At 70.2% G+C, this 15659-nt stretch carries 13 protein-coding genes; 9 read left to right on the forward strand and 4 right to left on the reverse strand.

Features of this window, described 5'->3' with window-relative positions; all coding sequences use genetic code 11:
• The first annotated feature begins 237 nt into the window (after nucleotides 1–237).
• Entirely contained in the window at nucleotides 238–813 is a 576-nt protein-coding gene (locus KBX34_RS07945) for a winged helix-turn-helix domain-containing protein (protein WP_141909823.1), read from the forward strand.
• Between the two features lie 37 nt (nucleotides 814–850).
• Here KBX34_RS07945 and KBX34_RS07950 read toward each other — a convergent pair whose 3' ends face one another.
• Nucleotides 851–1741, reverse strand: a complete 891-nt coding sequence (locus tag KBX34_RS07950; protein WP_210924142.1) for a diiron oxygenase — start codon at nucleotides 1739–1741, stop codon at nucleotides 851–853.
• A 48-nt stretch (nucleotides 1742–1789) separates the two neighbouring features.
• Here KBX34_RS07950 and KBX34_RS07955 point away from each other — a divergent pair, with 48 nt between their 5' ends.
• The 8 genes from KBX34_RS07955 to KBX34_RS07990 all read left to right on the forward strand — a co-directional run bounded on the left by KBX34_RS07955 (nucleotide 1790) and on the right by KBX34_RS07990 (nucleotide 10150).
• Nucleotides 1790–2518 carry a TetR family transcriptional regulator gene (locus KBX34_RS07955; RefSeq protein ID WP_210790186.1) on the forward strand — a complete coding sequence of 243 codons (729 nt, stop codon included), beginning with the start codon at nucleotides 1790–1792 and terminating at the stop codon, nucleotides 2516–2518.
• Entirely contained in the window at nucleotides 2515–2814 is a 300-nt protein-coding gene (locus tag KBX34_RS07960) for a DUF4873 domain-containing protein (RefSeq protein WP_088948659.1), read from the forward strand. The genes KBX34_RS07955 and KBX34_RS07960 overlap by 4 nt, the downstream gene beginning before the upstream one ends.
• A complete protein-coding gene (locus KBX34_RS07965) occupies nucleotides 2815–4308 on the forward strand; it encodes an NAD(P)/FAD-dependent oxidoreductase (RefSeq protein WP_210924144.1) in 1494 nt (497 codons plus the stop codon).
• Nucleotides 4298–5170 (forward strand): SDR family oxidoreductase, encoded by an 873-nt coding sequence (locus tag KBX34_RS07970; protein WP_141909827.1) that lies wholly within the window; start codon nucleotides 4298–4300, stop codon nucleotides 5168–5170. Before KBX34_RS07965 ends, KBX34_RS07970 begins: the two co-directional genes overlap by 11 nt.
• Entirely contained in the window at nucleotides 5167–6027 is an 861-nt protein-coding gene (locus tag KBX34_RS07975; protein ID WP_210790205.1) for an alpha/beta fold hydrolase, read from the forward strand. Before KBX34_RS07970 ends, KBX34_RS07975 begins: the two co-directional genes overlap by 4 nt.
• Before the next feature lie 41 nt (nucleotides 6028–6068).
• Nucleotides 6069–6689: a TetR family transcriptional regulator gene (locus KBX34_RS07980; RefSeq protein ID WP_210790208.1), complete on the forward strand. Its 621-nt coding sequence runs from the start codon at nucleotides 6069–6071 to the stop codon at nucleotides 6687–6689.
• A gap of 73 nt (nucleotides 6690–6762) precedes the next feature.
• The gene (locus KBX34_RS07985) at nucleotides 6763–8343 is read left to right on the forward strand and encodes an MDR family MFS transporter (protein WP_088948664.1); all 1581 of its coding nucleotides are present in this window, start codon (nucleotides 6763–6765) and stop codon (nucleotides 8341–8343) included.
• 247 nt (nucleotides 8344–8590) lie between these two features.
• Complete coding sequence (locus KBX34_RS07990; protein WP_088948665.1) at nucleotides 8591–10150, forward strand: OFA family MFS transporter; 1560 nt, start codon at nucleotides 8591–8593, stop codon at nucleotides 10148–10150.
• A gap of 78 nt (nucleotides 10151–10228) precedes the next feature.
• On the opposite strand, the gene nrfD is transcribed toward KBX34_RS07990, so the two are convergent.
• The 3 genes from nrfD to fdh are packed head-to-tail and all read right to left on the reverse strand — an operon-like array spanning nucleotide 10229 to nucleotide 15609.
• Complete coding sequence (gene nrfD / locus KBX34_RS07995) at nucleotides 10229–11290, reverse strand: NrfD/PsrC family molybdoenzyme membrane anchor subunit (protein WP_210924147.1); 1062 nt, start codon at nucleotides 11288–11290, stop codon at nucleotides 10229–10231.
• Nucleotides 11287–12330 (reverse strand): 4Fe-4S dicluster domain-containing protein, encoded by a 1044-nt coding sequence (locus KBX34_RS08000; RefSeq protein WP_210790221.1) that lies wholly within the window; start codon nucleotides 12328–12330, stop codon nucleotides 11287–11289. The genes nrfD and KBX34_RS08000 overlap by 4 nt, the downstream gene beginning before the upstream one ends.
• A gap of 3 nt (nucleotides 12331–12333) precedes the next feature.
• Nucleotides 12334–15609, reverse strand: coding sequence for a formate dehydrogenase (gene fdh / locus KBX34_RS08005; RefSeq protein ID WP_210924149.1), 3276 nt, complete (start codon nucleotides 15607–15609; stop codon nucleotides 12334–12336).
• Between the last annotated feature and the right edge of the window lie 50 nt (nucleotides 15610–15659).

The following is a 15659-nucleotide window of genomic DNA, read 5'->3' on the forward strand; positions in this document are numbered from 1 at the left end:
CAGTGATCTGGCTGCGCGCCGCCATTGTGGACGTCTGAACATCGGTGCTGCCTCCCTCAGAACGACCCAGGGTGAAAATGGGCCATGGTGGACCTCCCCCATGCACCGCGCGGGTCACGCCGGTTGCCCGAGTGGACACTATGATCGAGAAGAAAGGACGATCAAGAACTTGCCGTGAGCAACTTGTCGCTAAGAGTTGCCCTGCTGGCGGCGCGCTTGCCAATCATTGTCAGGACCATGACGAGAGTTGGGCAGGGATGCCCATCGATCCCGGGCGGTGCTGTGGCCGAGGACGACGAGGCAACGTTGAACAGGGGTGATCCGGCCGACGAGCCGTTCCCGCTGCTGATCGCGGTGACCTCGTCGCCGGCCGAGCGCATCCGGCTCGCGGAGCGCCTCGACGGCATCGCGCCACTGCTGCTGGTGGCCGACCTCGACGAGCTACGCCGGCTGATCGCCGCCCCGCAGCAGGTGGCCGCCGCCGCGTCCGAGCCGCCGCCGGTCGCCGCCCTGGTGATCGACTCGTCCCGCTCCAGCGCCCGCTGCGGTGATCGCGAAATCGATCTCACCCGCCTGGAACACGACCTGTTGACCTGCCTGATCACCGAGCCGGCCCGGGTCTGGAGCTACGCGGAGTTGCACCGGTCGGTCTGGGGTGACGAGGGGCGCGAACGCAAGGCGGACGTGCAGTCGCTCGTGAAGCGGCTGCGCCGCAAGCTGCACGACCTCGGCACCGGGGCCACCATCGACGTCGTTCGAGGGGTGGGGCTCCGGCTGACCGACCACCAGCAGGCGCGGGTCGAACGGGCCTGACGGCACGAACGCCCCTGCCGCTCCACCGGGCGACGGGTCAGATCAGCCCGGCCCGCGCCCACAGCAGACGCCCCGGCCCGGCCACCAGGCCGACGCCCGCCAGGTTGGCGTGCACCCGCTCCGCCGACCAGCGCAGGGTGGCACGCCAGTGCGGATTGGCGCGGGCAGCGGCACGACCGACCGCCGGTGGGATGCCCACCGCCGCGTACGCGTCGGGATGGACCAGGCGGTTCGCGATCGTGTAGGCGGCGCGACCAACCAACAGCCGGGCGTACGCCATGCCCGCCGGGCCGGTGGCCTCGACGGCGGCGGCCAGTTCCTCACGGGCGAACCGGACGTGTCGCGCCTCCTCGACCACGTGGATGCGGGAGACCATCCGGATGAGCGGCTGGAGCGACTCGTCCGCCATGATCTCGCGCTGGAACGCGTCGAGGATCTCCTCCGCGATGAGGATCGCGGCGTACATCCGGGGGCCGCTGGCGGTGGCCTTGAGGAAGCGCCCGAGGTGGTGGTCGACAGTGCTCGCGCGGTAGACCGGACAACCCATCGCCTCGATCAGCCGGCCAAACATGATGGAGTGCCGGCACTCGTCGGCGACCTCGGTCAACGCGTACTGGGCCTGCCGACTGGTCGGGTCGGCGCGGTAGTACTCCCGGATCAGCATCTGCATGAGGATCGTCTCGAACCACAGCCCGGCGCTGGCCGCGCTGGCCACCTCGTGCTTGGTGAGCTCGACGCGCTGCTCCTCGCTGAGCTGCTCCCACAGTGGCGTGCCGTAGAGGCTGCTGCGCTGCGGCGGGAGCCAGTAGGCGCCGGGGGTGTGCGGGGCGTCCCAGTCGATTTCGACTGTGGGGTCGTAGCTGGTCCGCAGTGAGGACGTGAGTAGTCGCTCGGCGACCGCCGCACGCCCGGTATCCGCCGCCTCCATGGCTCCTCCATATTGACGTGACGACCGGTAACTGTTACGAGTAGTAGCATGCAATCGCCGCTCACCGATGTCAATGCATCCGACCCGCCGGTCACGCCCCCCGACGGCGGTCCGAAGGCGAAGGGCAACGGCCGCCGGGACCGCTGGGCAGACCATCGTGAGCAACGGCGGCAGGAGTTGGTCGGGGCTGCCGTGCAGGCGCTGCTGCGGCACGGGCCGGACGTCGACATGGAACAGGTCGCCGCCACAGCAGGCGTCAGCAAACCGGTCCTGTACCGCTACTTCGCCGACAAGTCGCAGCTCTGGGTCGCGGTCAGCGAGGTGGTGGCGGCCCGGGTGGTCGACGCCATCGCGCCGGCGATCGAGCAGGTCCGCGAGGAGCGTGACCTGGTCGAGGCGACGATCGACGCGTACCTCGGGGTGATCGAGTCACAGCCCACGCTCTACCGGTTCCTGATGCGACAGTCCGGCCAACCCGGCATCCACCAGGTGGTCGCCGGCACCAGCCGACAGGTGGCCGCCGGGCTGGCCCGGGTGATCGGTGACCGCCTGCGGGCTCTGGGCCTGGACGCCGGCCCGGCGGAGCCGTGGGCGTACGGCCTGGTGGGTTTCGTGCAGGCGGTCGGCGACTGGTGGACCACGCACGGCCAGCCGATCAGCCGGGCCGCTCTCACCGACTACCTGACCGCTCTGCTGTGGAGCGGCATCGAGGGGGTACGGGCCAGCGCCGACCTGCCGCACGAGCTCACCCGCGCCCACGAGCGGATCGTGCCGTGAGCTACCACGGCCCGGCGGGTGTCGAGGGCACCTCGGTCCGGGTGCACCTCAGCGGGCGGTGGGAGCCGGTCGACGGCCGCTTCCACTGGGGTGGGCGGATCGAGCCCGAGCCACGGGTGGCCCACCTGCTGCGCTCCGGCCGACGCGACGTCGAGGTGCGCATCGCCGACCGCGTCCGGGCCGCCCGACTGGCCGAGGTCGACCCGTGGGGCGGCGTACGAATCACCGGCGTGGGCGATCCGCCCTGGCCGCCCGTGGCCGACCCGACTTCCGCGCCCGAGCACACGGAGGAGTGAATGGAGACAGACGTTGCCATCATCGGCGCCGGCTTCGGTGGCCTGGGCGCCGCCATCCGCCTCCAGCGGGCCGGCTTCACCGACTTCCTCGTCTTCGACCGGGGTGAGGACGTCGGCGGCACCTGGCGTGACAACACCTACCCGGGCTGCGCCTGCGACGTCCCGTCGCACCTCTACTCGTTCTCCTTCGCCCCCAACCCCCGCTGGTCGAACACGTTCTCCGGTCAGCCGGAGATCTGGGACTACCTGCGGGGCTGCGTCGACCGCTTCGGGATCCGCCCGAGGTTGCGGTTGCGCCACGAGGTGCACGAGGCGAGGTGGGACGACCAGCGCCAACGCTGGCTGCTGCGCACCTCCGGCGGCGACCACAGCGCCCGCGTCCTGATCTGTGCCGCCGGCCCGCTCAGCGACCCGGCCATCCCCGACCTGCCCGGGATCGACGGGTTCGCCGGCACGGTGTTCCACTCCGCCCGTTGGCGGCACGACCACGATCTGACCGGCCGGCGCGTCGCGGTGATCGGCACCGGCGCCTCGGCCGTCCAGTTCGTGCCACAGATCCAGCCGACGGTCGAGAAGCTGACGCTCTTCCAGCGCACCCCCGCGTGGATCATGCCGAGGTTGTCCCGCCGGATCAGCGGGGTCGAGCAGGCCGCGTTCCGCACCGTGCCCGGCGCGCAACGGGCCGCCCGGGCAGGGCTCTATCTGGTACGCGAGGGCATGGGCCTGGGCTTCCTGCACCCGGCGGTCAACCGCCTCGCCTCGCGCCTGTCCCTGCGTACGCTGCGGCGTCAGGTCTCCGACCCGCACCTGCGGGACAAGCTCACTCCCCGCTACGCGATGGGCTGCAAGCGGGTGCTGATCTCCAACGACTACTGGCCGTCGCTCACCCGACCGAACGTCGACGTGGTCACCGCCGGCATCGCTCGGATCGTGCCGGACGGCCTCGTCACCGACGACGACGTCCATCACCCGGCGGACACGATCATTTTCGGCACCGGCTTCCACGTCACCGACTCCCCCGTCGTCCGACGCATCCACGGTCGGGGTGGGCGCAGCCTGGCAGATGCGTGGACCCCCAGCATGCACGCGTACCGGGGCACGACCATCGCTGGCTTCCCCAACCTGTTCTTCCTGCTCGGCCCGAACACCGGGCTCGGGCACACCTCCGTGGTGCTGATGATTGAGGCACAGCTGCACCTGGTGCTCGCGGCACTGCGTCACATGCGGGCCAAGGGCATCGGGGCCATCGAGCCCACCGGTGACGCGCAACGGCGCTGGACCGAGCGGGTCGATCAGAAGATGACCGGCACCGTGTGGGAGACCGGCTGTCAGAGCTGGTATCTCGACAGCACCGGCCGCAACACCACCATCTGGCCAGGCTTCGCCACCAGCTTCCGGATGCGGCTGCGCCGGTTCCGCCCGGCCGACTACCAGGTCGCCACGCCCGGGAACACCCCCAACGACGCGGAACGGGAGCACGCCGATGCGGTATGACCTGGCGGGCAGGACAGTGCTCATCACCGGCGCGGCGCGCGGCATCGGGGCGCAGATGGCCCGCGAGGCGGTCGCGCGGGGCGCCCAGGTCGCCGTCGTTGGTCTGGAGGGCGAGCTGCTCAAGCAGCTCGGTGCCGACCTCGACGCGCACTGGTACGAGTGTGACGTCACCGACCAGGCGGCGTTGGACGCGGCGGTCGCCTCCACTGTCGACCGCTTCGGTGGCATCGACGTTGTCGTGGCCAACGCGGGCATCGCGAACCTCGGCACCGTCGCCGTGGGGCCGGTCGACGCGCTGGTCCGTACCGTCGAGGTGAACCTCTGCGGCGCGATCCGCACGGTCAGCGCGGCGCTGCCGCACGTCACCGCCGCCCGTGGCCACGTCCTGATCATCTCGTCGGCCGCCGCTTTCACGGCGATGCCCGGGATGGCGGCCTACTGCGCGTCCAAGGCGGGTGTGGAGCAGTTCGCCAACGTGCTGCGCCTGGAGACCCGCTCACGCGGCGTCACCGTCGGCACGGCGCATCCGATCTGGATCGACACCGACCTGGTCCGCGACATCCGTGACGACCTGGCGTCGTTCCGCGCCACGCTGCGCCGGTTGCCGTGGCCGCTGTCCACCGTCGTCCCGGTCGAGCAGTGCGTCGAGGCCCTGCTCCGGGGCATCGAGCGCCGCAAACGCAAGGTGTACGTGCCACGATCGCTCGCCATGGTGCAGGCGCTGCGGCCGGTGGTGCTGAGCGGCCTCTCGGACACGTTGATCACCCGCTTCGGTGGCCAGACCATGGTCGGCCAGATGGAAGACGAGGTACGCCAGCTCGGGCGTTCCTTCGGCAGGACGTCGGTGGGAGGGCAGTCATGAGCATTCATTTCCGACGTGCGGGCAGCGGCGAGCCCCTCCTGCTCATCCACGGCATCGGTCACCGCCATCAGGCGTGGGAGCCGGTGTTCGAGCGGCTCACCGCCCACCACGAGGTGATCGCGCTCGACCTGCCCGGATTCGGGAACTCTCCGGTGCCGGGCACCGGCATGCCCGCCGACATGGCCGCCACCGTGGCCGGGGTCCTGCCGGTCCTGACGGAGTGGGGGCTGGAGCGTCCGCACGTCGCCGGCTACAGCCTCGGTGGGGCGATCGCCCTGGAGCTTGCGGCGACGGGGGCGGCCGCCTCGGCCACCGCCTTCTCCCCCGCCGGTTTCTTCACCCCGGCTGAGCGCCGGCGGGCGCTGGCCATCCTCCGGATGCTGCGGGCCAACTCGTACCTGCCCACCCCGATCATGCGGGTCGCGCTGCGCTCGGCGTACCTACGGGCGTTGTGCTTCGCGCCGCTGATGGCCCGCCCGACCCTGCTGGACGTCGAGCGCGCGCTGGGTGACGCGCTCGCCCTGCGACGGGGGCTCGGCTTCAACGCCGTGGCCCGAGCCGCCCGCGACTATCGCTTCGACTGCCTTCGGCTGTCCGACCCGACGGTGCCGGTGACCATCGGCTGGGGCGACCGCGACCGGATCTTCGGCGTCCACCAGGCCGAGCGCGCCCGGGCGGGCCTGCCGGCGGCACGGGTGGTGACGCTGCCCAGGTGCGGGCACGTCCCGATGAGCGACGACCCGGACCTGGTCGCCGGGCTCATCCTGGAGACCACCGGCGCCGTGCCCCGCACCGAGCGACCGATCCGTCCGGCTCCGACCAGCATCGCGAGTCAGGAAGATCACTTCACACTCTAAAAACTTGCAGGCTGTGCAAGTTCGCTCCTAATCTCGCTCGCGTGACCGACACCGACCAAGCCGCGCCCGGGCGTCGCGACCGCAAGAAGGCGCAGACGCGGGCCGCGCTGACCGCCGCCGCGCTGCGGCTGGTCGCCGAACGCGGCCTGGAGCACGTGACGGTGGAGGAGATCAGCGAGGCCGCGGACGTGTCCTCGCGGACCTTCTTCAACTACTTCACCTGCAAGGACGAGGCACTCACCGACGATCCGGCGCTCGACGGCAACCCGGTCGTGGCGCGTCTGGCGGCCGCCCCTGCGCAGGTGCCGACATTGCAGGCCGTCCGACTGGCCCTCGACGAGGCGATCGACACGATCCAGGCCGACCGGGAGTTGTGGCGGCTGCGGCTGGCGGTCATCACCCAGAACCCCGCGCTGCTGCCCCGGCTGGTGTCCGGCAACATCGCGACGGAGCGAGCGATGGTCTCGGTCATCGCCACCCGCCTCGGCGTAGGCCCCGACCACGGCCTCCCGCCGCTCATCACCGCTGTCACCAGTGCTGCCTTCCACACCGCGATGCTGCGCTGGTCCGCCGGCGACGACACCCGCCCCCTGCGCGACTACGTGGACGAGGCGTTCGCCGCTATCGCCGCCGGGCTGCCGGATCCGCCGTCCCCCTCCTGATAAGCCACTGCCCGCCCCGCCGCACCAGCTGCGGGGCCAGTCACCCCGCCACAAACCCGCCGAGGGAGCGTCAATGACCACCACCGTCCCGCCCGCCGACACCGCCGAGGTCGGCACGCGCATGTCGCGTCGGGAGGTTCTCCAGGCCCTTTCCGGCCTGATGGTCGGCATGTTCGTGTCCATCCTCGCCTCCACGGTGGTGGCGAACGCGCTGCCGCGGATCATCGCGGATCTGAACGGCAGCCAGACCGTCTACACCTGGATCGTCACCAGCGAACTGCTCGCCATGACGGCGACGGTGCCGCTGTGGGGCAAGATGGCCGACCTGTACAGCAAGAAGCTGCTGATCCAACTCTCGCTGGGCCTGTTCGTGGTGGGTTCGCTCATCGCGGGCTTCACGCCGAACGTCGAGGTGCTGCTGCTCAGCCGTGTCGTCCAGGGCATCGGCGCCGGCGGCATGACGGCGCTGGCCACGATCGTCATGGCGGCGATGATCCCGCCCCGTGAGCTGGGCCGCTACGCCGGCATCTTCGGCGCGGTCTTCGGTGTGGGCACCATCGCCGGTCCGCTGATCGGTGGCCTGCTCGTGGACACGTCGTGGCTGGGCTGGCGGTGGTGCTTCCTGATCGGCGTCCCGTTCAGCATCATCTCCATCGCCCTGCTCCAGCGCACCCTGCACCTGCCGGTCATCCGCCGCAAGGCAAAGATCGACTGGCTGGGCGCCCTGCTCATCACCTCTGGTGTCTCCACGCTGCTGATCTGGTCGTCCCTGGCCGGGAACAAGTTCGAGTGGGCCTCCGGCTGGACGGCCCTGATGGTCGTCGGCGGTCTGGTCCTGCTGGCGCTGGCCGTGCTCGTCGAATCTCGCGCCGAGGAGCCGATCGTCCCACTGGGCATCTTCCGTAACCGCACGGTTTCCCTGGCCACGATCGCCAGCGTGCTGGTCGGTGTCGCGCTGTTCGGCGGCACCGTCTTCCTGTCCCAGTACTTCCAGATCTCGCTGGGCAAGTCACCCACCGTCGCGGGCCTGATGAGCCTTCCGATGATCTTCGGCCTGCTCGTCTCGTCGACGGTCGCCGGACAGCTCATCACCAAGTACGGCCGGTGGAAGGCATACCTGGTGGCCGGCGCCGCGGTGATGAGCGTCGGGATGCTGCTCCTGGGCACCATCGACGCCAACACCAGCGTCCTCGTGCTGTCGATCTACATGGCCGTGCTGGGCGTCGGCGTCGGCATGCTCATGCAGAACCTCGTGCTGGCCGCACAGAACGACGTACCGGCCCACGAGCTCGGCGTCACCACCTCCGTGCTGACGTTCTTCCGCAGCATGGGCGGCGCCATCGGGGTCAGCGCCCTCGGCGCGGTCCTGGCGAACCGGGTGGCCTCGCTGACCGCCGAGCGGCTCGGCCCGGCGGCGACGGCCGGCGGTGGCTCCGCCGAGGTGCCCGACCTGTCCACCCTGCCCGAGCCGGTGCTGCGCATCGTGCAGGATGTGTACGGCATCGCCACCGCGGATCTCTTCCTGGTCGGCGCGCCGTTCGCGCTGCTCGCGCTGATCGTCGTGCTGTTCATCAGGGAGAAGCCGCTGCACACCCTCAGCGGGGAGGAACGACGCGTCCAGGAGGAGGCGGCCGCGAAGGCCGCGATCCACTGAGCGGTACGACAGCAGTCGGGGGCGGGCCGGTGGGCCTGCCCCCGTTCTGTTTCCACCTCCCGCCGCGTTTTTCGGTAATGACGTGGCGTGAACCAGCCGACACGTAACGTGAGGTGAAGCCGGTAATCGGCTGACGCCAGACGTGCGCCGGGCCGCCACTGCGGCGGCGCCGCTCGGCCAACTGCCGGGTCGGGACAGCTCGGCAACGTCGCGGCCTACTCAGCCGCAGGAGGTGTGGACGATGCCCATGCTGTCGGTCTTCGATCCCCGGCACACTGTCGCTCCCCCGGGATACAGCCGCTGGCTCATCCCGACCGCGGCACTGGCGGTGCACGTCTGCATCGGCCAGGTCTACGCGACGAGTGTCTACAAGAACTCCCTCATCGCGCACTTCGACACCAGTCAGACGGCGATCGGCGCGATCTTCAGTATCGCCATCGTCATGCTGGGTTCGTCCGCGGCGGTGGGTGGCCGTTGGGTGGAGCGGAACGGGCCACGCCGGGCGATGTTCGTCTCGGCGTGCTTCTGGGCCGTCGGGTTCCTGGTCGGCGCGCTCGGCATCGCGACCCAGCAGCTGTGGCTGCTCTACCTCGGGTACGGCGTCATCGGCGGCATCGGGCTCGGCATCGGTTACATCTCGCCCGTCTCGACCCTGATCAAGTGGTTCCCGGACCGCCCCGGCCTGGCCACCGGTCTGGCCATCATGGGGTTCGGCGGTGGCGCCCTGGTCGCCGGCCCGCTCGCCCGCCAACTGCTCTCCCTTTACGACTCCGGCTACAACCCCAACAACCCGGCCGCCGTGGCGTCGGGCAGTGCCCTCGTGGCGCTCTTCGTCACGTTCGGCATCGGGTATTTCGTGATCATGATGTTCGGCCCGTTCAACGTCCGGGTTCCGGCACCGGACTGGCGGCCCGCCGGGTTCGACCCCGCGACAGTGGCCGCCCGACCTCTGGTGACGACGGCGAGCGTGTCGGCGTCGAACGCCGTGCGTACCCGGTCGTTCTGGTTGCTGTGGATCGTGCTGTTCTGCAACGTCACCGCGGGCATCGGCATCCTGGAGCAGGCAAGCCCGATGATCCAGGACTTCTTCCGGGACAACGGGACCGCCACCACTGTCTCGGTGTCGGCTGCGGCCGGTTTCGTGGGAGTGCTGTCGCTGTTCAACATGGCTGGGCGGTTCGTCTGGTCGACGACGTCCGATCTCATCGGCCGCAAGCCCATCTACATGATCTACCTCGGCGTCGGCATGGTGCTGTACGTGCTGCTCGCCGTGGCCGGCCACTCCGCGACCGCGGTCTTCGTGCTGATCGCCGCCGCGATCATCTCCTTCTACGGCGGTGGCTTCGCCACCATGCCCGCCTACCTGCGTGACCTGTTCGGCACCTTCCAGGTCGGGGCCATCCACGGCCGGATCCTGACCGCCTGGTCGGCCGCGGGTGTCGCCGGCCCGCTGATCGTCAACGGGATCCTCGACACGCAGGGCAAGCCCGGCACCCTCACCGCGGCGGCGTACCGGCCCGCGCTGTTCACCATGGTCGGCATCCTCGCCATCGGGTTCATCGCGAACCTGCTGGTGCGTTCCGTGCCCGAGCGGTTCCACGAACCGGACCGAGGGCCGACCTCGCCCGTGGCGAAGGCGACCGTCACCGAGCCGGTCGCTCTCGGACGGGACAGTCAACCGCCCGCGCCGCCGCGCGTCGGCAGCCAGACCGGGCGACTCTGGTTGTCGTGGCTGCTGGTCGCGGCACTGCTCGGCTACGGCATCGTCCAGACCGCGATCACCGCCGCGAAGCTGTTCACCGGCTGACGCGCGACGACCAGACCTCTTGCATCACAACGGAAGGCGCCCCTTCACAGGGGCGCCTTCCGTTTCGCCAATCCGCGCTCAGGCCTGGGTGGTCGACCTGAGCCGCTCCCGTTGTGGCACGACCGTGTACTTCGGATCGCGTGCCGACACCCGTCCCGCCTCGAAGACGCCGAACCGGGTGGCGACCGACGATGCCACGAGGGCGGCGCCGGAGATCGCCGACAGGACCCGGCTGCGCCGGCTGAGCAGGGCGGTGACGGTGCCCACGGCGAGCAGGGCGCGTCCCGCCTTGACCAGCCGGCCGCTGCGGCCGTGCTTGTAGGGCTCGCTGGTGAGGCCCTGCCGCTCCAACTGGTGCCCTCCGCCGAACTCGACGGCCGCGGCGGCCAGGGCGAGTCGTCGCAGTGGGGCGGTCTCCGCGGCCGGTGCCGCGATCAGTCCCACCCCGGACGCGGCGGCGAGCGCGCTGCCGGCGAAGACGAACGGCAGCGACGGGTAGGCGTCGTGCCAGGACGGCACGGCCGTGTCGGCGAGCAGCACCCCGGTGTACGTCGCCAGCGCCGGCGCGGTGACCGCGGCGGCCAGGCCGGCGACGTTGCCGATGGGCGGTGCGATCCGACGGGCGAGGCCGAGCACACCGTGCTGCGGGAGCAGGGGCGCGAGCTCGGCGACCGCGGCCACGCCGGCCAGTGGCCCGAACGCGGCGAGGATCCAGGTGCCGACCGACATCGGCGAGGTCACCTTGGCGACCCGGAGCATGTGATGGAACCGGGCCGGCCGGCCGAGGTCGTGAACCAGCAGGTACGTGCTGGCCGCGACGCCGCCGAGGGCCGTCCAGCGGCCCACCTTGCGCAGCCCGGGTCGTCCGGTCAGCTGGGCGCCCGCGCCGATCAGCGCACTTCCCGCGGCGAGGCCTCCGGTGAACAGGTAGCCGGCGATGTCGTACTTCCACACCGGCGGCTTCAGGACCGGCCGGCCGTAGTAGGAGGCGAAGTCGGCCGGCGGCACCGTGAGCTGCTCACCGTCGCCGCCTCGTCTGCGGGGCTGCCGGTGACGCTTCCCGTCGGGCTGATCGAGGCCGGCCTGGAACTCGCGGAACCGGGCGCCGACCGGCTCGTTCGATGGTGTCTCGTCGGTCATTGCCGCCTACCCAGGAACGCGACCGCCGTGGCGACCGCCATCGTCATCGCCGCGAGACCGGCGCGCTTCCACATGGCCGGCAGGTCGCGGGTGGTCACGATCGGGTCCGGTGGCAGCCCGTACACCTCGGGTTCGTCCAGGAGCAGGAAGAACGCACCGTCCCCACCGACGCCGTCGTTCGGGTCGTGCCCGTACAGGCGGGCCTCCGGCACTCCCTGCTCGTGCAGCTTCGCCACCCGCGTGGCGGCCCGCTCCCGCAACTCGTCCAGAGCCCCGTACTGGATCGACTCCGTCGGGCACGCCTGCGCACACGCTGGCGTCATGCCCGCCCCGAGCCGGTCGTAGCACAGCGTGCACTTCCACGCCCGACCGTCGTCCTTGCGCTGATCGATAACGCCGTACGGACAGGCGGAGATGCAGTAACCGCACCCGTTGCAGATGTCCTCCTGCACCACCACGGTGCCGAACTCCGTCCGGAACAACGAACCCGTCGGACAGACATCCAGACACGCCGCGTGCGTGCAGTGCTTGCACACGTCCGACATCATCAACCAGCGGAAATCCGTCCGCTCCTCCGCACCCGAACCCCTCCCCGGGGGCTGCGCCCCCGGCATCCCCAGAAACTCCGGACCGCCCGACATGCGGGCGGCCGCTGCGGGCGAGCCGGTGGGCAGTCCGGGGTCCGTGCCGGTGTCGGTGCTGGTACCCGCGCCGACCGCCGCCGTCACAGGGCTGATCGCCGGCCCGTCCGGGTCCCCCTCGAACGCTGGGGTCGCCCAGCCGGCCGAGCGGGGCTGCTCCACGAACGCGACGTGCCGCCACGAGTTCGCGGTCAGCGCGCCCGTGTTGTCGTACGACATGCCCAGCAGGTCGAGCCCACTCTCGGGGACGCCGTTCCACTCCTTGCAGGCCACCTCGCACGCTTTGCAGCCGATGCAGACGCTGGTGTCGGTGAAGAACCCCATCCGCGGCGGCGCGTCCTCGTAGCCGGCGTCCGGTGCAGGGTCCAGCGGCCCGTACAGGGCGTTGGCGTGGGGCATCGGTCAGGCCTCCTGGTCGCTGCTGCTGTCGGCGACGTCGGTCGTGACCATCGGCGGGTATCGGTGGACGAGGTTTCCCGACCGCCGCCGGTAGTCGACGACGAGGTCCACCAGGTCCTGTCCTCTGGGGCGTCGTCCGGGCCGGACGTCGCACGTGCCGACCTTGCTCTCCTGAATCAGGACGTTGGGGTCGAGGGTGATGCCGAACAGGTCGTTGGCCGAGTCGCCGGTCACCAGGCCCTCGTAGCCAAAGTGGTAGGGCAGCCAGAGCTGGTGGATGATCCGGCCGTCCACTCGCAGCGGCGTCACCCGGTCGGTCACCAGCACCTTCGCCTCGACCGCCGCCCGGCTGGTGACCAGGTGGGCCCAGCCCAGGTGACTCAACCCTCGCAGGGCCGCCAACTCCGGCGACACCTCGACGAACATCTCGGGTTGCAGCTCGGCCAGCGGTGACACCGTCCGGCTCATCCCGCCGGCGGTGTGGTGCTCGGTGAGCCGGCTGACCGTGAACACGTACGGGAACACCTGGCTGTGCTCCTGCGGCGGGCTCGGGTTGAGCGTGTTGATCGGGTGGGTGTAGACCTTGCGGGTCGGGTTGGCCTGCTGTCGGTAGAGCGGGTTGCGCACCGGCGACTCGACCGGCTCGTAGTGGGTGGGCATCGGCCCGTCGAGCACGCCGGTGGGCGCGTACAGCCAGCCTTTGCCGTCGCCCTGAAGGATGAACGGGTCGTCACCGGCGATGCCCGCCACACCCGAGGCGTCGTGCTCCGGTCGGTAGGACGGCGGTTTGGTCTTCTCGAAGTCCGGCACGTCGTAGCCGGTCCACTCGCTCTTGTCCGCGTCCCACCAGACGTAGCGTTTGCGCTCACTCCACGGGTTGCCGTCCGGGTCGGCGGACGCACGGTTGTAGAGGATGCGCCGGTTCGCCGGCCACGCCCAGCCCCACTCGGGTGCCACCAGGGACTGCTCCGAGCCGGGTTTGCGGCGGGCGGCCTGGTTCACGCCGTCGGCGTACACCCCGGTGTAGATCCAGCACCCGCCGACGGTGGAGCCGTCGTCCTTCATCTCGGTGAACGACGCCAGCGGACGGCCGGTGGCCACGTCGTACCCGTTGATCTCGCGCAGCACCGCCTCGGCGCTCGGCTCGACGGTCGGGCCGTGCGTGGGGTAGTCCCAGGCGAGGTCGAGCAGCGCACGGTCGCGGGGCTTCGTCGACGTCGCCAGCCGTTCCCGGATGACGCGCCCGAGGTGGTAGAAGAACCAGAGCTCGGAGCGGGCGTCGCCTGGCGGCTCGACGGCCTTCTCCCGCCACTGCAACAGGCGCTGCGTCTGGGTGAACGTGCCCTCCTTCTCCACGTGCGAGGCGGCGGGCAGGAAGAACACCTCGGTGCGGCACTCCTCGGGCACGATCTCGCCGGTCTCGATCTCCGGCGCGTTCTTCCAGAACGTGGCGCTCTCGATCTCGAACAGGTCCCGGACCACGAGCCAGTCGAGGTTGGCCATGCCGAGACGCTGCGCCCGGCCGTGCGCCGAACCGACAGCTGGGTTCTGCCCGAGCAGGAAATAGCCCTTGATCTTGCCGTCGATCATGTCGAGCACCTGCTGGTAGGTGCCGTGGTCGCCGGTCATCCGCGGCAGGTAGCCGTAGCAGTAGTCGTTGTCGGCGGTGGCGGCGTCACCCCAGTACGCCTTGAGCAGGTTGACGCCGTAGGTGCGGGCGTTGCCCCAGAAGCCCTTCTGCCCCGGGTGCGCGATGCTGTCCACCCACTTGTCCAGGGTCGGGTGATTGGCGTGGTGCGGCATCGGCAGGTAGCCCGGCAGCAGGTTGAACAGCGTCGGAATGTCGGTGGAACCCTGGATGCTGGCGTGCCCGCGCAGGGCCATCACCCCACCACCCGGGCGGCCCACGTTGCCCAACAGGAGCTGGATGATCGCGCCGGTGCGGATGTACTGCACACCGACACTGTGCTGCGTCCAGCCCACTGAGTAGACGAGCATGCCGGTCCGGTCCCGGCCGGAGTTCTCCGTCCACGCCCGGGCCAACTCCAGGAACTTGTCCTGCGGGACACCACAGACCCGTTCCACCATCTCCGGGGTGTAGCGGGCGAAGTGCCGCTTGAGGATCTGGTACACACAGCGCGGGTGCTGCAGCGTCTCGTCACGTTCGGTCTCGCCGCCGACCGGCGCGCCGTGCGACTCGTTCTCCAGCCCGGCCGCCGTCTCCCGCTGCGTCTCGCTGTCGCGGGTCGTCTGGTTCTGCGAGTGGCCCTCGTACCGCCAGCTGGCCTGGTCGTAGGTGGCGTTGTCGTCGTTGAAGCCGGAGAAGAGGCCGTGCATGTCCTCGGTGTCGGCGTACTCCTCGGTCACGATCGTCGCGGCGTTGGTGTAGGCGACGACGTACTCCCGGAAGTCCAGCTCGTTGTCCAGGATGTAGCGCACCACCCCGCCGAGCAGCGCGATGTCCGTGCCCGCCCGGATCGGCAGGTACGAGTCAGCCAGCGCGCTGGTGCGGGTGAAACGCGGGTCGACGTGGAAGACCTTCGCACCCCGGCGCTTGGCCTCCATCACCCACTGGAAACCCACCGGGTGTGCCTCGGCCATGTTCGAACCCTGGATGACGATGACGTCGGAGTTCGACAGGTCCTGCTGGTACTGGGTGGCGCCGCCACGACCGAAGCTGGTCCCCAGACCGGGGACGGTGGAGGAGTGTCAAATACGGGCCTGGTTCTCGATCTGGAGCGCCCCCATCGCGGTGAACAACTTCTTGATGAGGTAGTTCTCCTCGTTGTCCAGCGTCGCCCCACCCAGGCTGGAGATGCCCAGCGTCCGGTTGAGCGGTCGACCCTCGGCGTCGACGTCCTCCCAGGTCTCGTCCCGGGCGGCCAGGACCCGATCGGCGATCATGTTCAGCGCCGTGTCGAGGTCGAGGTCCTCCCAATCGGTGCCGTACGGCCGGCGGTAGCGGACCTTGGTCTGCCGCAGCGGGCTGGTCACCAGACTCTTGCTGGCCGAGCCCTTCGGGCAGAGCCGACCCCGCGAGATCGGGCTGTCCGGGTCGCCCTCGATCTGACTGACCTTCCCGTCCTTGACGAACACCCGCTGACCGCAGCCGACGGCGCAGTACGGGCACACCGAACGGGCCACGCTGTCGGCGGTTTCCGTGCGAGCGGTGAGCGCACGGGATCCATCGGACTTCGCCGCGGCACCCCGCCCCAACGGGTCGGTGCCGGTGAGCTGGCGGTAGACCGGCCAGCCCTCGATCCAGCTACGCACCCCCATTGCCGCACCTTCCCGACCAAGCACGCCAAATATGAACACTCTGACGTTAG

This window comes from Micromonospora sp. M61 (genome assembly GCF_018070245.1).
Lineage (GTDB): Bacteria > Actinomycetota > Actinomycetes > Mycobacteriales > Micromonosporaceae > Micromonospora > Micromonospora zamorensis.